Source organism: Streptomyces apricus, from assembly GCF_008369065.1.
Taxonomy (GTDB): Bacteria; Actinomycetota; Actinomycetes; order Streptomycetales; family Streptomycetaceae; genus Streptomyces; species Streptomyces apricus.
On the sequence record NZ_VDFC01000006.1, the window covers coordinates 1 to 16,366 of the forward strand.

Here is a 16,366-nt window from a genome sequence, read left to right on the forward strand (position 1 = left end):
TGGCTGCTGGGCGGCAGCAGCAACCACCCCGTCGACCGGAAGGTCGGCGAGGCGCTGCCAGGGGAGACGCGGGGCAACGCGGCCCGGAACCGGGCGTTCATGCACCGCGCCACCGCCTGGCTGGCGAGGAACGGCATGGCGCAGTTCCTCGACATCGGCACCGGCATCCCCACCGAGCCCAACCTGCATCAGATCGTGCAGGCCGTCAGGCCCGACGCTCGGGTCGTCTACGCGGACAACGACCCGAGCGTCCTGCCGCACGCCCAGGCGCTGTTGACCGGTACCCCGGAGGGCGCCACCGCCTTCCTCGACGCGGATGTGCGCCGGCCGGAGGCCCTTCTGGAACGCGCCGCCGCGGTACTGGACCTCGACCGTCCCGTCGCCCTGTCCCTGCTCGCGGTCCTGCACTTCCTGCCCGACGACGAGGACCCCTACGCCGTCGTGCGCTCGCTCGTGGGAGCCCTCCCCGCGGGCAGCTTCCTGGTGCTCTCGCACGGGACGGCCGACCAGCACCCGGAGCGGGGGAGGAGCATCGAGTCCGCGTACGAGAAGGGCGCGATCCCGCTCCGGTTGCGTACCCGCGGTGAGGTCGAGCCCTTCTTCGAGGGACTGGAACTCGTCGCCCCGGGGCTGGTGTCCGCCACCGAGTGGTACCGGGAGGGCCCGGCGCCGACGCCGGAACGCAGCGGCTTCCACGTGGGCGTCGCAAGGATCCCCTGACCGACCGGTGCCGACCGGAGTCGGCCGGGACCGACCGGGGCCAGCCGGGGCCGACCGGTCCGGACGCGGAAGCACCACGGGCTGGTCCGCAGGCACCAGGAGACGTGAGCGGCTGGTCCGTGCGCACCAGGGCAGGACGGCGGCCTCGCACGATGCCGGGCGAGGGGGCCGGAAGGAAGGGTGGGAGACGCGTGGACCTCACGCATTTCCCTCGTCCCGTCCCCGGTCCCACGATCTGGAGTGATCAACAGGTGACGCACATGACGTCCGCGTACGAAGCCGTCGTGTCTCCGGTCCGCATGGGGAGAGCGTCGATCGGCGCCCTCGGCGTCCTGGCACTCGCCCTCGGCGCCCTGCAGTCCGTGGTGGAGCCCGCATTGCCCTTACTTCAGAGCGAGTTGGGGGTCAGCTCCGGCGAAGGCGCGCTGATCGGCAACACACTGCTCGTCACCGGTGCGGTCGTCACACCCGTCGCGGGCAAACTCGGCGACCGCCACGGCGGCAAGCGGGTGCTGATGTGGCTGATGACCGTGGTGTCGGCCGGTGGCCTCCTGGCCGCCCTGGCGCCGAACCTGCCGGTCCTGCTGCTCGGTCAGGTACTGCAGGGCGCCATGGTGGGCGCACTTCCCCTCTCCTTCATCCTGGTGCGCAAGCACCTGTCGGCGGCGGAGTCACAGGTGGCGATCGGACTGGTCGTCGCGCTGTTCACCGGCGGCGGCATGGTGGGGACGCTGTTCGCCGGGCCGGTCGCGGAAGGACTGTCCTGGCACTGGATGTTCGCCCTGCCGACGGTTGTGATCATCGCTGCGACACTGGCCGTGACGCGGCTCATGCCGCACGATCCGCCGATTCGGTCGGACAAAGGGATCGACTGGCCCGGCGCGGTCCTGCTGAGCGCCACGTTGCTCGCGTTCATGCTCGGCCTCGTGACGGTGACGAGGGACGGCGGCCTGCCGCCCTTCGCGGTCGGTGCCCTCGCGGTGGCCGTGGCCGCCCTCGCCACCGGATGGGTCGTCGTCGAGCGCAGGTCGGCCGCACCGATGGTCGATCTGCGCCTGCTGACCAGGCCCGCGACGGGGCCCGCGTTCGTCTTCACCTTCCTCGTCACCATCAGCTCCGGGATGGTGCTCCTCCTGCTCCCGCAGCTGTTCGCGGCGCCGGCCGACACGTACGGCTTCGGGGCCGGCGCCACCGACATCGGACTGTTCCTGCTGCCCGGCGCCGTCGCCGGGGCGGCGAGCGATTCGGTCGGGGGGATCGCGGCGCGACGCTTCGGCCCGCGTGCCGTCGTCGTCGTGGGCGCCGTCGTCATGGCGGCCACGACGCTCGCCCTGGCGTCGCTGCACACCGCGCAGTGGCACCTCGTCCTCGCGAAGGTGCTGACCGCGTTCGCGGCGGGCGTCGCCACCACGGCGCTGCTCGCCCGCACCGCCACCGCCGTCGGGACCGAGGAGACCGGCATCGCCACCGGCCTGCTCGTGGTGACGCGGGTGATCGGGGTCGCGCTGGGGGCCCAGGCCGGCGCCGCGATCCTCGACGCCGGGGCCGATCCGGCGACGGGGGCGACGAGCGAATCGGCGTTCGTCACGGGGTTCGTCGTCGCCGGTCTCGTCGCCGCCTCGTCGCTGCTCGTCGTCCGTGTCACCAAGAAGGAGGCCCGAGCATGACCCCCACTCGTCCGTCGACCGCCGTGAGCGGTGTCGCGAAGCGCACAGTCCTGATCTCCGGGGCCAGCATCTCCGGACCCGCGCTCGCGTACTGGCTGGCCCGGTCCGGGTGCGCGGTCACCGTCGTGGAGAAGGCGGGCGCACTGCGCGGCGGCGGCTACCCGATCGACATCCGCGGCACCGCGACGGAGGTGGTCCGGCGGATGGGCCTGCTGCCGCGCCTGCGGGACGCGCACATCGACGCGCGTCGCGGTACGTTCCTCGACGCCGACGGCGGCGTGGTGGCCTCGCTCGATCTGCGCGCCGTCACCGGCAGTGCGGGCGGACAGGATCTTGAGGTGCGCCGCGGAGACCTGGCCGAAGCCCTCCACGCGGTGGTCCGCGACGACGTGGAGTTCCTGTTCGGCGACTCCGTCGACACCCTCGACCAGTCGGGCTCAGGGGTCGACGTGACCTTCCGCAGTGGGGGACGGCGCACCTTCGACCTGGTGATCGGCGCCGACGGCATGCACTCGTGGACCCGGACCTCCTCGTTCGGCCCCGAGACGCGGTTCCACCGCCACCTCGGCTACTGCTTCGCGATCTTCACCATGCCCAACACCTTCGGGCTCTCCCGCGAACTCATGATGTGGAACACCCCGGGGAAGGCCGCGGCCCTCTACGCGGTCGGGGACGACGACGAACTGCACGCCTTCCTGACCTTCCACCAGCCGCAACCGCCGCTCGAAGCCCTCCGGGACCCCGACGCCCGACGGGACCTGGTCGCCAGGACCTTCGCGGGCGCGGGCTGGAGGATTCCTGCCCTGGTGGACGCCATGCGCGACGCGGAGGACCTGTTCGTCGACACCGCCGGCCAGATCCGCATGCCCTCCTGGTCCAGCGGCCGGGTCGCCCTCGTCGGCGACGCCGCGTACGCCCCCTCGTTCCTCACCGGACAAGGCTCAAGCCTCGCGCTGGCCGGCGCCTACATGCTCGCCCACTCCCTGGCCGCGCACCGGGACCACACGGCCGCCTTCGCCGCCTACGAGCGGGACCTCCGCGCGTTCGTGGCCATGAACCAGGCACTCGTCGACAACGGTGCGGCCACGCTCTTCCCCACCACGGCGCGGGCGCTGGAGCAGCGCAACGCCAGGCTGCGCGGTCTCGTCACCATGCCTCCCACGGCGGCGCGACCGGGCCCCACCACACCCCCCAGGTGGGAACCCCGCCGCAGGGTCCTGCCGTCGACGGGACGGCAGGACCCTGCGGCGGGGTTCCCKCCTGGGGGATGTGGTGGGGCCCGGACGACAGCGTGCACTACAAACCAGCCATCGGGATAGATCTCGGCCGAAAAGAGTTGATCCGGTGGATCTCGGTTCCGGTTCATCTCCCGTTCACCGGACACAACCCTCGGTCGTTGCCGTGTGTCTCACAGGCGAAGGTCACCCGCGCGCGGCTCCTGTGCCGCGTGCTTCTGGTAGGAGGACTCGTGGGCATCCGTCGACTGGCCGTATCGACCGCGGTGGTCGCCGCTCTGACCGGCACCTTCGGTGTGCCGCTCGCCGCGGGCACCGCATCCGCCGCGGGCGGTGCCACCACCGTGCGCGAGGACTTCAACGGCGACGGCTACCAGGACGTCGCCGTGAGCGCGCCGGCCGCCACGGTGGGCGGTCACGCCTGGGCGGGCTACCTCACGGTCACCTACGGTTCGGCGAACGGCCTCGACACCGCTCGTACCACCGTGGTCACCCAGGACACCGCGGGCGTCCCGGGCGCCGCGGGCGACAACGCGGTGTTCGGCTACGCGATGGTCCCCCGCGACCTGGACGGCGACGGCCTCACCGACCTGGCCGTGACGACCCGCGAGTACCGCCCCGAGGAGAACGTCAGCGGATCGGTGATCGTCCTGTGGGGCCGCACGACGGGCATATCCGGCCAGGACGCCGTTCGCGTCGGCGCACCCGCGAACGCCGAGGTCGGCACCGGCATCACCGCGGGCGACTTCGACGGGGACGGACACGTCGACCTGTTCATGGGCAACGGTGACGACTACGACTACCGCAGCGTGCTCTACGGCCCGTTCGACCGCAGCGGCGCCCCCGCGCGCGAGCAGGACCTGATGGTGTTCAGCACCGACAACACGCTCTCCTCCACCGCGGCCGGCGACTTCGACGGCGACGGCATCGAGGACCTCGCGACGTTCTACGTCTACGAGAACCACGCCGAGGGCGGCAAGCTGTGGCTCGGCACGGAGGACGGCCTGTCCACCGTCCCGCAGCGGCTGCCCTCCGCGTCCGCCACCGCCGTCGCCGACTTCGACAGGGACGGTTACGCCGACCTCGCCACGCGTGTCTTCCCGGGCGGCGACACCGAGATGGTGGACGACCCGGGGACCGTCAAGATCTACTACGGTTCGCCGGCCGGTCCCAGCCAGACCCGTACGCGGACCTTCACGCAGGAGAGCGCGGGCGTGCCCGGCGCGAGTGAGAAGAACGACCACTTCGGCGCGCGCCTGAGCGCCGGCGACGCGAACGGCGACGGATACCCCGACCTGGCCGTGGGCGTCCCCGGGGAGGCGATCGGCTCGGTGGCGAAAGCCGGTGCCACGGTGCTCCTCAAGGGCGGCGGCGCCGGACTCACCGGCACGGGGGCGCAGGCGTTCCACCAGGACACCCCGGACGTGCCGGGGGTCGCCGAGAAGAACGACGTGTTCGGCGCCTCGCTGCGGCTGCTCGACGTGACCGGGGACGGAAAGGCGGACCTGACCGTGAGCGCCCCGGGCGAGGACCTCGGCACGGTGCGGAACGGCGGCGCGGTGTGGCTGCTGCGCGGCGCGACGGCCGGTCTGACGGCGTCGAAGTCGGCCGCGCACAACCCCGTGGACCTCGGAACGCCGGTGGCGAACGCCCAGTACGGCTGGGACCTCGGCGGCGACAACGGCCCGGGCGTGGCGATCCCCTAGCCACCCGGACGGCACCGGGGGCAGCTTCTGCTCCCGGCCCTGGCGGAGGATTATTGCAGAGCCTGCATTTTTGCGTACTATGCAATACGTGAGTGAGAAGAGGGCCGCGGAAGACGGCTGGCGCGAGCGCAAGAAGCGAGCCACCCGCGCCGCACTCGTCGAGTCGGCGGTACGGCTGGCCGCCGAGCACGGGCTGGAGAACGTCACCGTCGACGCGATCAGCGCCGCGGCGGGGGTCTCCGCGCGCACCTTCTTCAACTACTTCGACTCCCGCGACGACGTGTTCGTCCTGATCGGCGCGGAATCGAGCGCCCGGGTGCGGCGTGCCGTACTGGACGCCCCCCGCGCGCTGTCGCCGCTTGAGGCGCTGCGCGATGCCATGGCGGAGGAGTTGCAGGAGGTCGAGCAGCAGACGGAGCTGTGGCGCCTGTACGCCGAGGTGCTGGACAGGACTCCCGCTCTGCTCGCCCGTAGTCTCGGTGCCTACATGGCCGACGAGATCGGTCTGGCCGAAGCCGTCGCCGAGCGGATCGGCGGTCCCTCGTCCCCGCTCACCGGCACCGGCACCGACACCGGCACCGGGCCGGACGGCCCGTCGGAGGACGAGCGGCGACGTGCGCTCGACCTCTACCCGCGGCTGCTGGCGGCGGTCGGTGCCACCGCCGGGCGGGTCGCCGTGGAGCACTGGTGCGTCCGCCAGGACGGGGCCCGCTTCGCCGACGTGTTCCGCGAGGTCTTCGAGCAGCTGGCCGCGGGACTCCCGCAACCGCCGGAGCCGACCACTCCCGGTCGACGCTGACCGGACTCCTTGCCTCGGGGCACCCCGCCGCTCTCCTTCCGCGAGTGCCGCAGGTTCTGCGGGTTCTGCGGTTTCCGCGGGCGCGGGGTGCCCCGTTCCGAACTGTGAAAGAGATGAAGTGACTTCACCAGCGGCGCCTGAAGAGGCGTCCCCGACCGCCATGTCCCACCGGCAGATCATGCAGGCCATGTCCGGGCTGATGGCCGGCATGTTCGTCGCCATCCTCGCCGGCACCGTGGTGGCCAACGCACTGCCGAGGATCATCGCCGACCTGGGGGCGAGCCAGTCCTCCTACACCTGGGTCGTCACCGCCGAACTGCTGGCCATGACGGCGACCGTGCCGTTGTGGGGCAAGCTCGCCGACCTCTACGACCAGAAGCTGCTGCTCCAGCTGTCCCTCGGCATGTTCGTGGTCGGCTCCCTGCTCGCGGGCTTCTCGCACGACGTGGGACTGCTGATCTTCAGCCGGGTCGCCCAGGGCATCGGCGCGGGCGGCCTCACCGCGCTGGCGCAGGTCGTGATGGCGGCCGTCATCCCGCCCCGTCGACTGGGGAAGTACGCGGGGATATTCGGCGCGGTCTTCGCCGTGGGCACCGTGGCGGGACCGCTCATCGGCGGCGTCCTGGTCGACACCTCCTGGCTGGGGTGGCGCTGGTGCTTCTTCATCGGCGTACCGTTCGCGCTGCTGGCCATCGTGCTGCTGCAGCGCACCCTCAAACTGCCCACCGTCCGCCGCGAGGCGCAGATCGACTTCCTGGGCGCCTTCCTGATCGTCGCGGGCGTCTGCGCGCTGCTCATCTGGGTCTCGCTGGCCGGCAACGAGTTCGACTGGGCCTCCTGGCAGACCGCGGCCCTGACCGGGGGAGGCGTCCTGGCCCTGGCCGCCGCGCTCCACGTCGAGTCGCGCGTCGCGGAGCCGATCATCCCGCTGGGGATCTTCCGCAACCGCACCGTGTCGCTGACCACGCTGTCCAGCCTGTTCGTCGGTGTGGCCATGTTCGGCGGCACCGTGTTCCTCTCGCAGTACTTCCAGGTCTCCCTCGGCAAGTCCCCGACGGTCGCGGGCCTGATGAGCCTGCCCATGATCCTGGGCCTGCTGGTGTCCTCGACCGTCGCGGGGCAGATCATCAGTGCCACGGGCCGCTGGAAGATCTACCTCGTGATCGGCGGCGTGTGCATGACCGCGGGCCTCGCCCTGCTGTCCACCATCGACGCCGACACGCACTTCGGTCTGCTGAGCCTCTACATGGCGGTCATGGGTGTCGGCGTCGGCATGCTGATGCAGAACCTGGTCCTCGCCGCCCAGAACGACGTCCCCGCCGCCGAACTCGGCGCCGCCACCTCGGTACTGTCCTTCTTCCGCAGCATGGGCGGCACCATCGGGACCAGCGTGCTCGGTGCGATCCTCGCCAACCGCGTCGCCAGCGAGATGACCAAGGGCCTGCAGGACGCAGGGACCCCGGCCGGCTCCGCCGAGGGCGGTGCCCACAGCGTTCCGGACATGACGAAGCTGCCGGCCCCGATGCGGGAGATCGTGGAGCACGCCTACGGAGTCGCCACGGGTGACCTCTTCCTCGTCGCCACCCCGTTCGCCCTCCTGGCGCTGGTCGCGGTGCTGTTCATCAAGGAGAAGCCGCTCAAGGACACCAGCGGCATGGAGCGCCTCGCCGAGGAGAAGGAGCCGTCGGCAGCACGGTGATCCCAAAGGGCTGACATGACGAGGTCGGAGGGGCGGCGCAGGGACGGCCGCTCCTCCGACACGGACGGCGTGATCTGACGGTCTGGGGCCATGCCGAAACCAGCCGAACGCCGCACCCGGACCGAGCGCCGGGAGCCGGCCGAACGGCGCGTCATCGAAACCGCCGTCGCTCTCATCGCTGAGCAGGGGACACGGGACACGGGCTGCGACGCTCGCCCGGGCCGGCGAGGCCGTCGCCGACGCATTCGCGCCGCGGGGTGACTGAGGGCGGCACGGCGATCTGACCGGGGGTCTGTGGGGCTCTGCCCGGCGTCTCCCGTACAGAGGCGCACGTCATGTGCCGAGAGCCGGGGGCCGCCATTCGAACAGGAGGATCGTGGCGTCGTCACTGATCCGGTAGTCGTTGGCATCGAGGAAGGAATGGATGAGACGGCGCAGCGTCTCAGGGGCGAGTTCCCCGGTGGCGCCGGCATCGATGACGTATTCGGCGAAACGCTCGACACCCAGCTCCTGCCCTTCGGCAGTGCGCGCCTCGATGATTCCGTCCGTGTACAGCAGCACCCTGTCTCCAGGCTGCAACGCCGTCTCGTAAGCATGCCGTCGACCGGGGACCAGCTGGGCTGGAAAGCCCATGGGGAGGTTGGCCCGGCGTTCCAGAGCGCCGTCCAGCACACGGCCATCGCGGATCAACAGAGGCGGCGGATGGCCGCAGTTGACCCAGCGCAGCACCCCGGTGGTGAGGTTCAGCCGACACAGGACGGCCGTGCAGAACAGGTCGGGCAGCCACATCGTCAAGGCCGAGTCGACGGCTTCCGCCAGGTCGAGGAGATCGGCACCGGTGCGCCGGGCATTGCGGCATGCGGCCAGCGCGACGACGGTCGTCAGACCGGAGGCGAGATTGTGCCCGGTGGCGTCCAGGACGGCGGCGTGCAGTGTGTCCTCCGACAAGGCGTGGTCGAAGGCGTCACCGCCGATCTCGTAGGCCGGCTCAAGGACGGCGGTGGAGACCACGCATCGGGTGCCGATCGTGCGGGGCGGCAGGTACGCGCGCATCATCTCGGCGGGCAGTTCCATGGACTCCGTACGCGAGTGACGCACGAACGTGTCCTTGTAGGCGCGCTTGGACGTGATCATCATGGCGCACACCGTGGCCAGGGTCCGGGCGCGGCGCTCCGTGAGGGGATCCGTCGCCGGTGCGCGGACGGACATCACGCCCAGACGCTCCGCCCCGTCGATCAACGGGAGCCACAGCGTCACCCCGTGCGGCCCCTCGTCGAGCCGTATGGTCTGGGTCCGGTAGCTGTCACCGGCGACGGACCCGTCCACCGGTTGCGGTGAAGCGACAGCATTGAGCGCCGACAGCTGTCGTTGCTGAAGGTCGGCCAGGTAGACCACGGTGGCCCCCAGCCCCAGCGCGCGTGCGCAGCCGGCCACTGACGTCGCCAGGTCCAGCGGGAGGTGGGCCGGATCGGCGAGGAATTCCCCCAGCAGGCTGTCCGGCGACGTCCACTCTTTCATCTCACCCCTGTGCGAACCCATCAGCAGACACATTAACACCGTATGCACCTTTTCACCCGGTTGAGTCGTCTGTAGGCAGGACGCGCGAAGGACACACCGATCCGACACCAGGCGCTCGCAAGCCGTCTTGCGAACGGGTGTGGAAGCGGTGGGGACCGTACGTCGCTGCTCGGCCGGCGCCCTAGAGTCGCCGCATGCGACGTAGGACAGCGGCAGCGGTGGTGGGGGCGGCTCTGGCTTGGGGGGAGTGGCTGAACTGGCGTTGGTCCCGTGCTCTGGTGGGGAGGGACCGAGGTGCGTCCGAGGCCGTGGTCGTGCTGGGTTACCGGAATCCGGAACCGTCGGTGAACTTCGTCAACCGCTGGCGGGTCCGTGCCGGCATTCGCTCCGTCTCGGGCGACGGTCGTGACACCCGTGTGATCTTCAGCGGCGGCCCTGTGGGCAGCCGGAGTTCGGAAGCGGAGCTGATGGCTGCTTACGCGAAGTCCGTGCTCGACTTCGAGGGCACGGTGCTCCTCGAAGAGCGGAGCACGACGACATGGGAGAACATCACGAACGTCATCCCGCTGCTGGAGGACGTCGATCGCATCAAGATCGTCTCTCAACCGGCTCATGCGCTCAAGGCCCGCGCGTACTTGCGGCGGCAGCGCCCCGATCTCGCGCAGCGGCTGGTGCGGGCCGACGACTACCGTCCTGGCGAGTGGATGCTCCGCAAACCGCTGCTGGCCCTGTACGGGCTGCGGACCCTGCGCGTCCTCGACGCCGAGGAACGGAGGGTGTCGCCGTGGACGACGGTGGGCTGAAGCGCGCTTGTGCGACCTCGATCATCCGATGATCGCCGCCACGGCAGGCGCATGCGGCGGCGATCCCCCGTGCCGGACGGGCCCCGCCGCGCGTCGGCGGCGGATGCCGAAGCCCACGCTCAGCGGCACCCGGTCGTCAGGAGAGCAGCTGCTCGCTCAGCTTCCACAGCCGCCGCGCGTCGTCGGGGTCGAGCATCGCCGAGTTGGCGTCCGACGGGATGCTGTGTGCGGTCAGCGGGCGCTGCTCGTCGTCGAGCACGGCGATGTCGCTGTCCTTGAGATAGACGCCGCCGTGACCGTCCAGGAGCGGGCTGGCGGCGGCGAGGACGAGGGTCGCGGCCCCCTGCGCGACGGTCTTCTTGCCGGCGTCCGGGTCGATGACGGTTTCGCCGTTGTCGTCGACCAGGCCCTGCGCACGGTACGACGCGGCCTCCTGCGGTGTGAACGGGCCCGGCCCGATGACCACCCCGGGATGGGTGGCGAAAGCGCGGATGCCCTGAGCGGCGTACCTGCGGTCCAGCTCGACGGTGAACAGGACATTGGCACGCTTGGACTGACCGTATGCCGTGACGGGGTCGTACCCGGTGGCGAAGTCCAGGTCGTCCCAGCGGATCTCGCCGAAGCGTGCCGCACCCGAGGTCACCGTCACCACTCGGGCACCCCCTGCCGCCAGCAGGGCCGGCAGGAGTGTCCTGGTGAGATGGAAATGGCCGAGGTGCGAGGTCGAGAACTGCAGCTCGTGACCCCGTGCGTCACGCACCAGCTCGGGCATGAACATCACGGCCGCGTTGTTGACCAGGGCGTGCAGTGGCCGGCCGGAGTCGAGCCACCGCCGGGCGAAAGCCCCGATCGAGGCGAGGTCGGTGAGGTCGAGGCGCTCGACACGCACCCCTGGGAGCCCGTCCACCGCCGCGGCGGCCCTGTCCGGGTCGCGCGAAGCCACTGTCACCGTGGCGCCCGCGGCGGACAGGGCACGGGTGGCCTCGCGGCCGAGCCGGCCGTGGCCACCGGTGACGATCACCTCCCGACCGGACAGGTCGAGGCCGTCGAGGACGTCGGCGGCGGTGGAGGAGGCGGTGAACGGGGTGCCCAGAGGAACTTGCTGTGTCGTCATGTGTCCAGTCTCGGCGGCGTTCCGCGGACGCTGAATCGTTGTGCGTCCGCATTTTCTGCGCGAGAGTACGGGCATGTCTGATCTGACGGTCACGGACGTGCTGTCCGACGTCTTCGACGTGGTGGAAGTGCGGGGGATGCTGACCGGCGGGTTCGCGGTACGCGGACCGTGGGTGTCCAGGGGCGCGGTCTCCCGGCCGCTCAAGCTGGTCGCGCTCGTCGCCGGATCGGCCCGGATCACGGTGGACGGGCCGGGCGGCCCGGACGGCCCTGTGGAACTGGCCCCCGGCGACGTGGCGCTGCTCAACCACCGCACCTGGGTCGACATGCGCGGAGGAGGGGGCGACGGGACACCGGTGGAGCTGATACCCGGGGCCGACTTCGACGCCATGGCTCTGGCCGAGGCCGACCTCACCGCCGACGACGTGCTCGTCGGCGGCGGGATCGAGGTGAGTCCGGCCGGCCTCGCGCTGCTGAGCACCGCGCTGCCCGGCCTGGTCCACGTGCGCGCGGCGACATCGGCCGCCTCCCGCCTGGGCGGCATCGTCGAGCGGCTCTTCGACGAGGCCTCCGGCGGACGGCTCGGTTCGGGCTTCGCCATCCGGCAGAACGGCCAGCTGCTCCTGCTGGAGATGGTGCGCGCGTATCTGGAACAGGAGGAGACACCGGTCGGCTGGCTCCGGCTGCTGGCCGACGAACACCTTCGTCCGGCGCTGCGCCTGATGCACGAACAGCCCGGACATGCCTGGGGGCTGTCCGAACTGGCCCGCGCCGCCGGGATGTCCCGCACCGGCTTCGCCGAGCGGTTCCGTACCACCGCGGGCACTCCGCCGCTGACCTATCTGTCGCGCTGGCGGATGCTTCTCGCCCAGCGGGCGTTGCGCGATCCCGACGTCCGGGTCGGCTCCCTCGCCGCGGAGCTCGGCTACAGCTCGGAGAGCGCGTTCAGCACCGCGTTCAAACGCGCGGTCGGACAGTCTCCCCTGCACTACCGGCGACGGCTGCGGACGACGGCGTAGACCACTGGGCGATGCGGCGGGCGGATGTCGCCGGCGCGTTGCGATCTCCCGCCGTCGGGCGTGCGGCCGAACGCCGAGCAGTGGCGGAACCTGCGGCACAGGAGGAGCGTCAGTCCGTGTAGACCTCGGCACGGTCCACGCTCACGAACGCCGCTCCTGCGGAGGAGTTGCGTTCCCCGGTGACCCGGACCTGCACGGTGTGCGTGCCGTACGGCAGGCGTGGGCTGAGGTACTGGAGCGTCTCGCCGGTCCGGATGGGGCCGTGGAAGTCGACGCGTTGTTCGGCGCCCCCGTCGACACGGATGCCCGCTATGCCGTTGCCGGTGTCCTTCACGGACAGCAGCGCGAGCCTGGTGCCCGTGAACGTGAACGTCGCGGTGTTGCCGGCCCGGTCGCTCCAGTGGTCGTCGCCCCAGAAGCACTGCGCGGCGCAGCCGGTGCCCGAGTTCCACGAACCCTGGTACGTCACCGTGCCGTTGCCGCTGGAGCGGCCGTCGTCGTTGATCCAGTGGTTGCCGGACCCGGGATCACCGGAGGGCAGGTTCTGTGTGGCGCCCAGGGCGAGCGGGATGCCGAGATCAGGGCCGCCGTCGGCCCGCCAGCCGATCTTCTGGGCGCGCGTCGTGCGGTTGCTGTAGGTGAGGTCCGACGTGGTCTTGGCGTGGTAGATGATCCAGTCCTCCGTTCCGTCGGGGGAGCGGAAGAAGGCGTGGTGGCCGGGACCGAACACACCCCTGGCGTCGTTGCGTGCGAAGACGGGCCCGCTGCGCTGCGTCCAGTTGCTCGCCACCAGCGGGTCGGCCCCGCTCGGCAGGGACATCTCCCACACCTGGTAGTCGGGTTTCCCGGTGTCGCACGTCGAGTAGGTCATCCAGGTACGGCCGTTGCGATACAGGAACTCGGGGCCTTCACGGACCTCCGGGCAGCCTCCCGCCCCGTTCAGCGCGACGGCGTCGCCCGAGACGGTGTACGGGTTCGACAGCGGCGCGATGTTCAGCCCGTTGTGCTGGTACGCGTTGATGCCGCTGTAGGCGAGATACAGCCGGCCGTTGTGCTGCAGGATCCCGGGGTCGATGGCGAAGTCGTTCGTGTGGTTGGGCGGGGTCAGCTTCGCCTTGAAGCGGTAGGGCCCCGCCGGGTCGTCCCCGGCCGACTCCAGGACGTAGAGCCGGTGGTGGTCGTCCACCCCGTCATCGGCCGTGTAGTACATGTACCAGCGGCTGTCGAAGCGGTAGAACTCGGCTGCCCAGATGTGCTGGTTGCGCGAGGCGTCGGTGTCCGTCCACACGGTGATCGGTTCGGCGTCGAGCAGGGTTCCCAGCGAGGGGGAGCGCCACATCTTGATGCTGCCGCCCTGTGTGGTGGTGAGGTGGTAGGCCCCGTTCGCGTACGTCATGAACGGGTCGGGCCCCGTGTTCAGCGGATTGCGGAAGGTCCCCGAGGCTGCCGCAACCGCGGCAGCGGTCGGTGATGTCGTGGCGGGGGCCTGCGGGGCCCAGATCAGCCCGATCAGCAGAGCGAACAGGGCGGTTGCCGAAGCAGTGATGGGCCGAGCGCGCATCGCTGGCTCCCCACGTATCGAGGTCCTTGTGACGGACGGTGCGACATGAGCTGGTGGTTGCTCATGGCAACACAGCGATTACATCGATGTAAAGAGGCGGACCGACAGATTCTGACGTGTCGGCAGGTTCGCTCCCGCGCCGGCAATCCGCCACGGACGCGGGACAGGAGGGCGTACGCGGGCCCGGTCGCCGGCACCCCCACGCGATCGCCCGCGGCGAGGTCATGGCCGAGAACAGCGCGGCGGACGGCACACGGGCACGGTCGTGAGCCCTGCCGGTCGCGCCCTCTCGGACCCGACCGGCAGGATCGTCAACTCAGTCGCACTGCACCTCGTACTTGGTCCACGTCCCGTCGACCAGGACCTCGATGTAACACTTCTTGGCTGTGTCGGTGGCCGCCGACGCCGTCACGCCGCCGCCCACGGTCATTCCGATCACCGCGACAAGTACGCCGATCGCGGAAGCCGTTCGCTGCCTGCGGGTGCGTGCACTGTGGGGCATGCTGCTCGTCCTTTCGGTGGCGCGCAGCCGAGCCTTCCGGCTGCGCGGTGGGTGCCCCCGGTGACGGGGGTGCGGTACGAGGATGCGACGACCGGGATGCCCGAGGGAGATCACGCCATGCCCTGGCGGGATCGTGCAGCGAGGTCCGCGCCCCCTGGCAGGCGCCGAGATCTGCGACAAGATTCCCGGCATGGACACCTACGACGCCCTACGCGACTTCCTCGTCTCCCGCCGGGCCCGACTGCGCCCCCAGGACGTCGGGTTACCCGACCACGGAGTCAGACGGGTGAGGGGACTGCGCCGCGAGGAGGTCGCCACGCTCGCGGCTGTCAGCGTCGAGCACTACATACGGCTCGAACGCGGACAGGCGTCCCGGGTGTCCGACGCCGTGCTGGACGCCGTGGCCGAGGCGCTCCGGCTGAGTCCGGGCGAGCGCCGCTACCTGCGCAGTCTGGCGAGGCCGGGCACGGGCTCCGGCCGCCAGGGTTCGCGCGGCGTACGGCCCAGTGTGCAGCACATCATCGACTCGATGGCCGGCACTCCCGCCTACCTCGTGGGCCGGGGAGGCGCGATACGCGCGTGGAACCACCTGGCGTCGGTCGTCTTCGCCGACTTCGACAGCATTCCCGCCGCACAGCGCACCGTCGGCCGGCTCGTCTTCCTGGATGCGCGCGCCCGGTGGCTGTACGTCGACTGGGAGGCGAAGGCCCGCGAGGCGGTGTCGTACCTGCGGACCGAGACCGGCAAGAGGCCCCGGGACCCGGAGCTCATGCGCGAGATCGACGAACTCGCGGACCGCAGCGAGGACTTCCGGCGCCTGTGGTCGGAACAGCACGTCCTGGAGACCATGCACTCGACCGTCGTCCTGCGCTGCCACCCTCCCCACCGACGGCTGGAGTTCTCCTGGGAAGGCCTCCAACTGACCAGCGACCCGGACGAGATAGTGCTCGTGTACACGACCACCCCCGGGTCGCCGTCCGCCGCGGCGCTGCTGGAGATGTCCATGACGAGCAACCGGCGGTGACACGGTGAAGGCGCAGGACGAAGCCGAGGTCGGGTGCGCGGAGAGTTCCGGCCCCGCTCAGCCACCCACCACACCGAGCAGGACCCGGACCGTCTCCGCCATCGCCTCCCGGCCCTGGGTGACGTAGGGGCGGGGATCGGTCAGGTCGGGGCGCTCCGCCAGCGTCCCGCGGACCGCGCCGGTGAACGCGACGTTGAGAGCGGTACCGATGTTGATCTTCACGATGCCCGCCCGAACGGCTTGCCGCAGATCGTCGTCGCCGACGCCCGACGAACCGTGCAGCACCAGAGGTACGGGCACGGCCTCCCTCAGGCGTCCGATGAGCGCGTGGTCCAGGGTCGCGGAGCGTTCGGTCATCGCGTGGCTGCTGCCGACGGCCACGGCCAGGGCGTCCACGCCGGTGTCCGCGACATAGCGCGCCGCCTCCTGCGGATCGGTGCGCACCCCGGCCGCGTGCGCGCTCGCCGGGGCGTCGGGCTTGCCGCCCACATAACCGAGTTCCGCCTCCAGCCACAGGCCCTCACCATGGGCCCACCGGACCGCGGCGCGGGTGGCGGCGAGGTTCTCCGCGTACGGCTGCGCCCCGGCGTCGAACATCGCGGAGGAGAACCCCGCGTCGGCCGCCGTGCGCAGCAGCCGCATGTCCGTCACATGGTCCATGTGCAGGGCGACGTCCACGTCACAGGCCTTGCCGACCTCGGCCGCCGCCCGCGCGATCGGCTCCACCCGGCCGCCGTGGAACCGTACGGCGTTCTCGCTGATCTGCAGGATCACCCCCGGGGCGCCCGCCGCGGCCGCGCCGGCGGTGATCGCCTCGGCGTGCTCCAGCGTGATCACGTTGAACGCGGCGACGGCCCGGCCTGCGGCGGCGGCCTTCGAGACGAGTTCGCGCGTGGGAACCAGGGGCATGAGGGTGTTCCCCTCGCTTTCATGTCGGTTCGGTGGGTACGGGCCGGTGCGGGCCCGTAACGCTCCATGGTTCGGCCGGTACGGATGTACC

The 16,366-nt window shown here is 70.9% G+C and carries 14 protein-coding genes; 9 read left to right on the top strand and 5 right to left on the bottom strand.

Features of this window, described 5'->3' with window-relative positions; translation table 11 throughout:
- The 6 genes from FGF04_RS02460 to FGF04_RS02485 all read left to right on the top strand — a co-directional run.
- The coding region (locus FGF04_RS02460; protein WP_149509527.1) for an SAM-dependent methyltransferase at nucleotides 1-720 on the top strand (720 nt) is incomplete at its 5' end.
- A gap of 260 nt (nucleotides 721-980) precedes the next feature.
- On the top strand, nucleotides 981-2,387 hold the full coding sequence (locus tag FGF04_RS02465) for an MFS transporter (protein ID WP_149509528.1): 1,407 nt from the start codon (nucleotides 981-983) through the stop codon (nucleotides 2,385-2,387).
- A complete protein-coding gene (locus FGF04_RS02470) occupies nucleotides 2,384-3,706 on the top strand; it encodes an FAD-dependent monooxygenase (protein WP_149509529.1) in 1,323 nt (440 codons plus the stop codon). The genes FGF04_RS02465 and FGF04_RS02470 overlap by 4 nt, the downstream gene beginning before the upstream one ends.
- 149 nt (nucleotides 3,707-3,855) lie before the next feature.
- Nucleotides 3,856-5,328 (top strand): FG-GAP and VCBS repeat-containing protein, encoded by a 1,473-nt coding sequence (locus FGF04_RS02475; protein WP_235882144.1) that lies wholly within the window; start codon nucleotides 3,856-3,858, stop codon nucleotides 5,326-5,328.
- 79 nt (nucleotides 5,329-5,407) lie between these two features.
- Nucleotides 5,408-6,127: an acyl-CoA-like ligand-binding transcription factor gene (locus tag FGF04_RS02480; protein WP_149509531.1), complete on the top strand. Its 720-nt coding sequence runs from the start codon at nucleotides 5,408-5,410 to the stop codon at nucleotides 6,125-6,127.
- Between the two features lie 160 nt (nucleotides 6,128-6,287).
- Entirely contained in the window at nucleotides 6,288-7,826 is a 1,539-nt protein-coding gene (locus FGF04_RS02485) for an MDR family MFS transporter (RefSeq protein ID WP_188113939.1), read from the top strand.
- Nucleotides 7,827-8,159: 333 nt separating this feature from the next.
- On the opposite strand, the gene FGF04_RS02490 is transcribed toward FGF04_RS02485, so the two are convergent.
- Nucleotides 8,160-9,344, bottom strand: coding sequence for a PP2C family protein-serine/threonine phosphatase (locus FGF04_RS02490; protein ID WP_149509533.1), 1,185 nt, complete (start codon nucleotides 9,342-9,344; stop codon nucleotides 8,160-8,162).
- Nucleotides 9,345-9,538: 194 nt separating this feature from the next.
- Between FGF04_RS02490 and FGF04_RS02495 the strand changes: the two genes are divergently transcribed.
- A complete protein-coding gene (locus tag FGF04_RS02495; protein ID WP_149509534.1) occupies nucleotides 9,539-10,147 on the top strand; it encodes a YdcF family protein in 609 nt (202 codons plus the stop codon).
- A 136-nt stretch (nucleotides 10,148-10,283) separates the two neighbouring features.
- On the opposite strand, the gene FGF04_RS02500 is transcribed toward FGF04_RS02495, so the two are convergent.
- Complete coding sequence (locus tag FGF04_RS02500) at nucleotides 10,284-11,261, bottom strand: SDR family NAD(P)-dependent oxidoreductase (RefSeq protein ID WP_149509535.1); 978 nt, start codon at nucleotides 11,259-11,261, stop codon at nucleotides 10,284-10,286.
- Between the two features lie 73 nt (nucleotides 11,262-11,334).
- Here FGF04_RS02500 and FGF04_RS02505 point away from each other — a divergent pair, with 73 nt between their 5' ends.
- Nucleotides 11,335-12,279, top strand: a complete 945-nt coding sequence (locus tag FGF04_RS02505; protein WP_149509536.1) for an AraC family transcriptional regulator — start codon at nucleotides 11,335-11,337, stop codon at nucleotides 12,277-12,279.
- A gap of 109 nt (nucleotides 12,280-12,388) precedes the next feature.
- On the opposite strand, the gene FGF04_RS02510 is transcribed toward FGF04_RS02505, so the two are convergent.
- Together FGF04_RS02510 and FGF04_RS02515 are read right to left on the bottom strand one after the other, a co-directional pair.
- Nucleotides 12,389-13,840, bottom strand: coding sequence for a glycoside hydrolase family 43 protein (locus FGF04_RS02510; RefSeq protein WP_149509537.1), 1,452 nt, complete (start codon nucleotides 13,838-13,840; stop codon nucleotides 12,389-12,391).
- A gap of 316 nt (nucleotides 13,841-14,156) precedes the next feature.
- Nucleotides 14,157-14,342, bottom strand: a complete 186-nt coding sequence (locus FGF04_RS02515) for a hypothetical protein (RefSeq protein WP_149509538.1) — start codon at nucleotides 14,340-14,342, stop codon at nucleotides 14,157-14,159.
- 190 nt (nucleotides 14,343-14,532) lie between these two features.
- On the opposite strand from FGF04_RS02515, the gene FGF04_RS02520 reads away from it, so the two are divergent.
- Complete coding sequence (locus FGF04_RS02520) at nucleotides 14,533-15,366, top strand: helix-turn-helix transcriptional regulator (RefSeq protein ID WP_188113935.1); 834 nt, start codon at nucleotides 14,533-14,535, stop codon at nucleotides 15,364-15,366.
- Between the two features lie 57 nt (nucleotides 15,367-15,423).
- On the opposite strand, the gene FGF04_RS02525 is transcribed toward FGF04_RS02520, so the two are convergent.
- The gene (locus FGF04_RS02525) at nucleotides 15,424-16,275 is read right to left on the bottom strand and encodes a class II fructose-bisphosphate aldolase (RefSeq protein ID WP_149509540.1); all 852 of its coding nucleotides are present in this window, start codon (nucleotides 16,273-16,275) and stop codon (nucleotides 15,424-15,426) included.
- Between the last annotated feature and the right edge of the window lie 91 nt (nucleotides 16,276-16,366).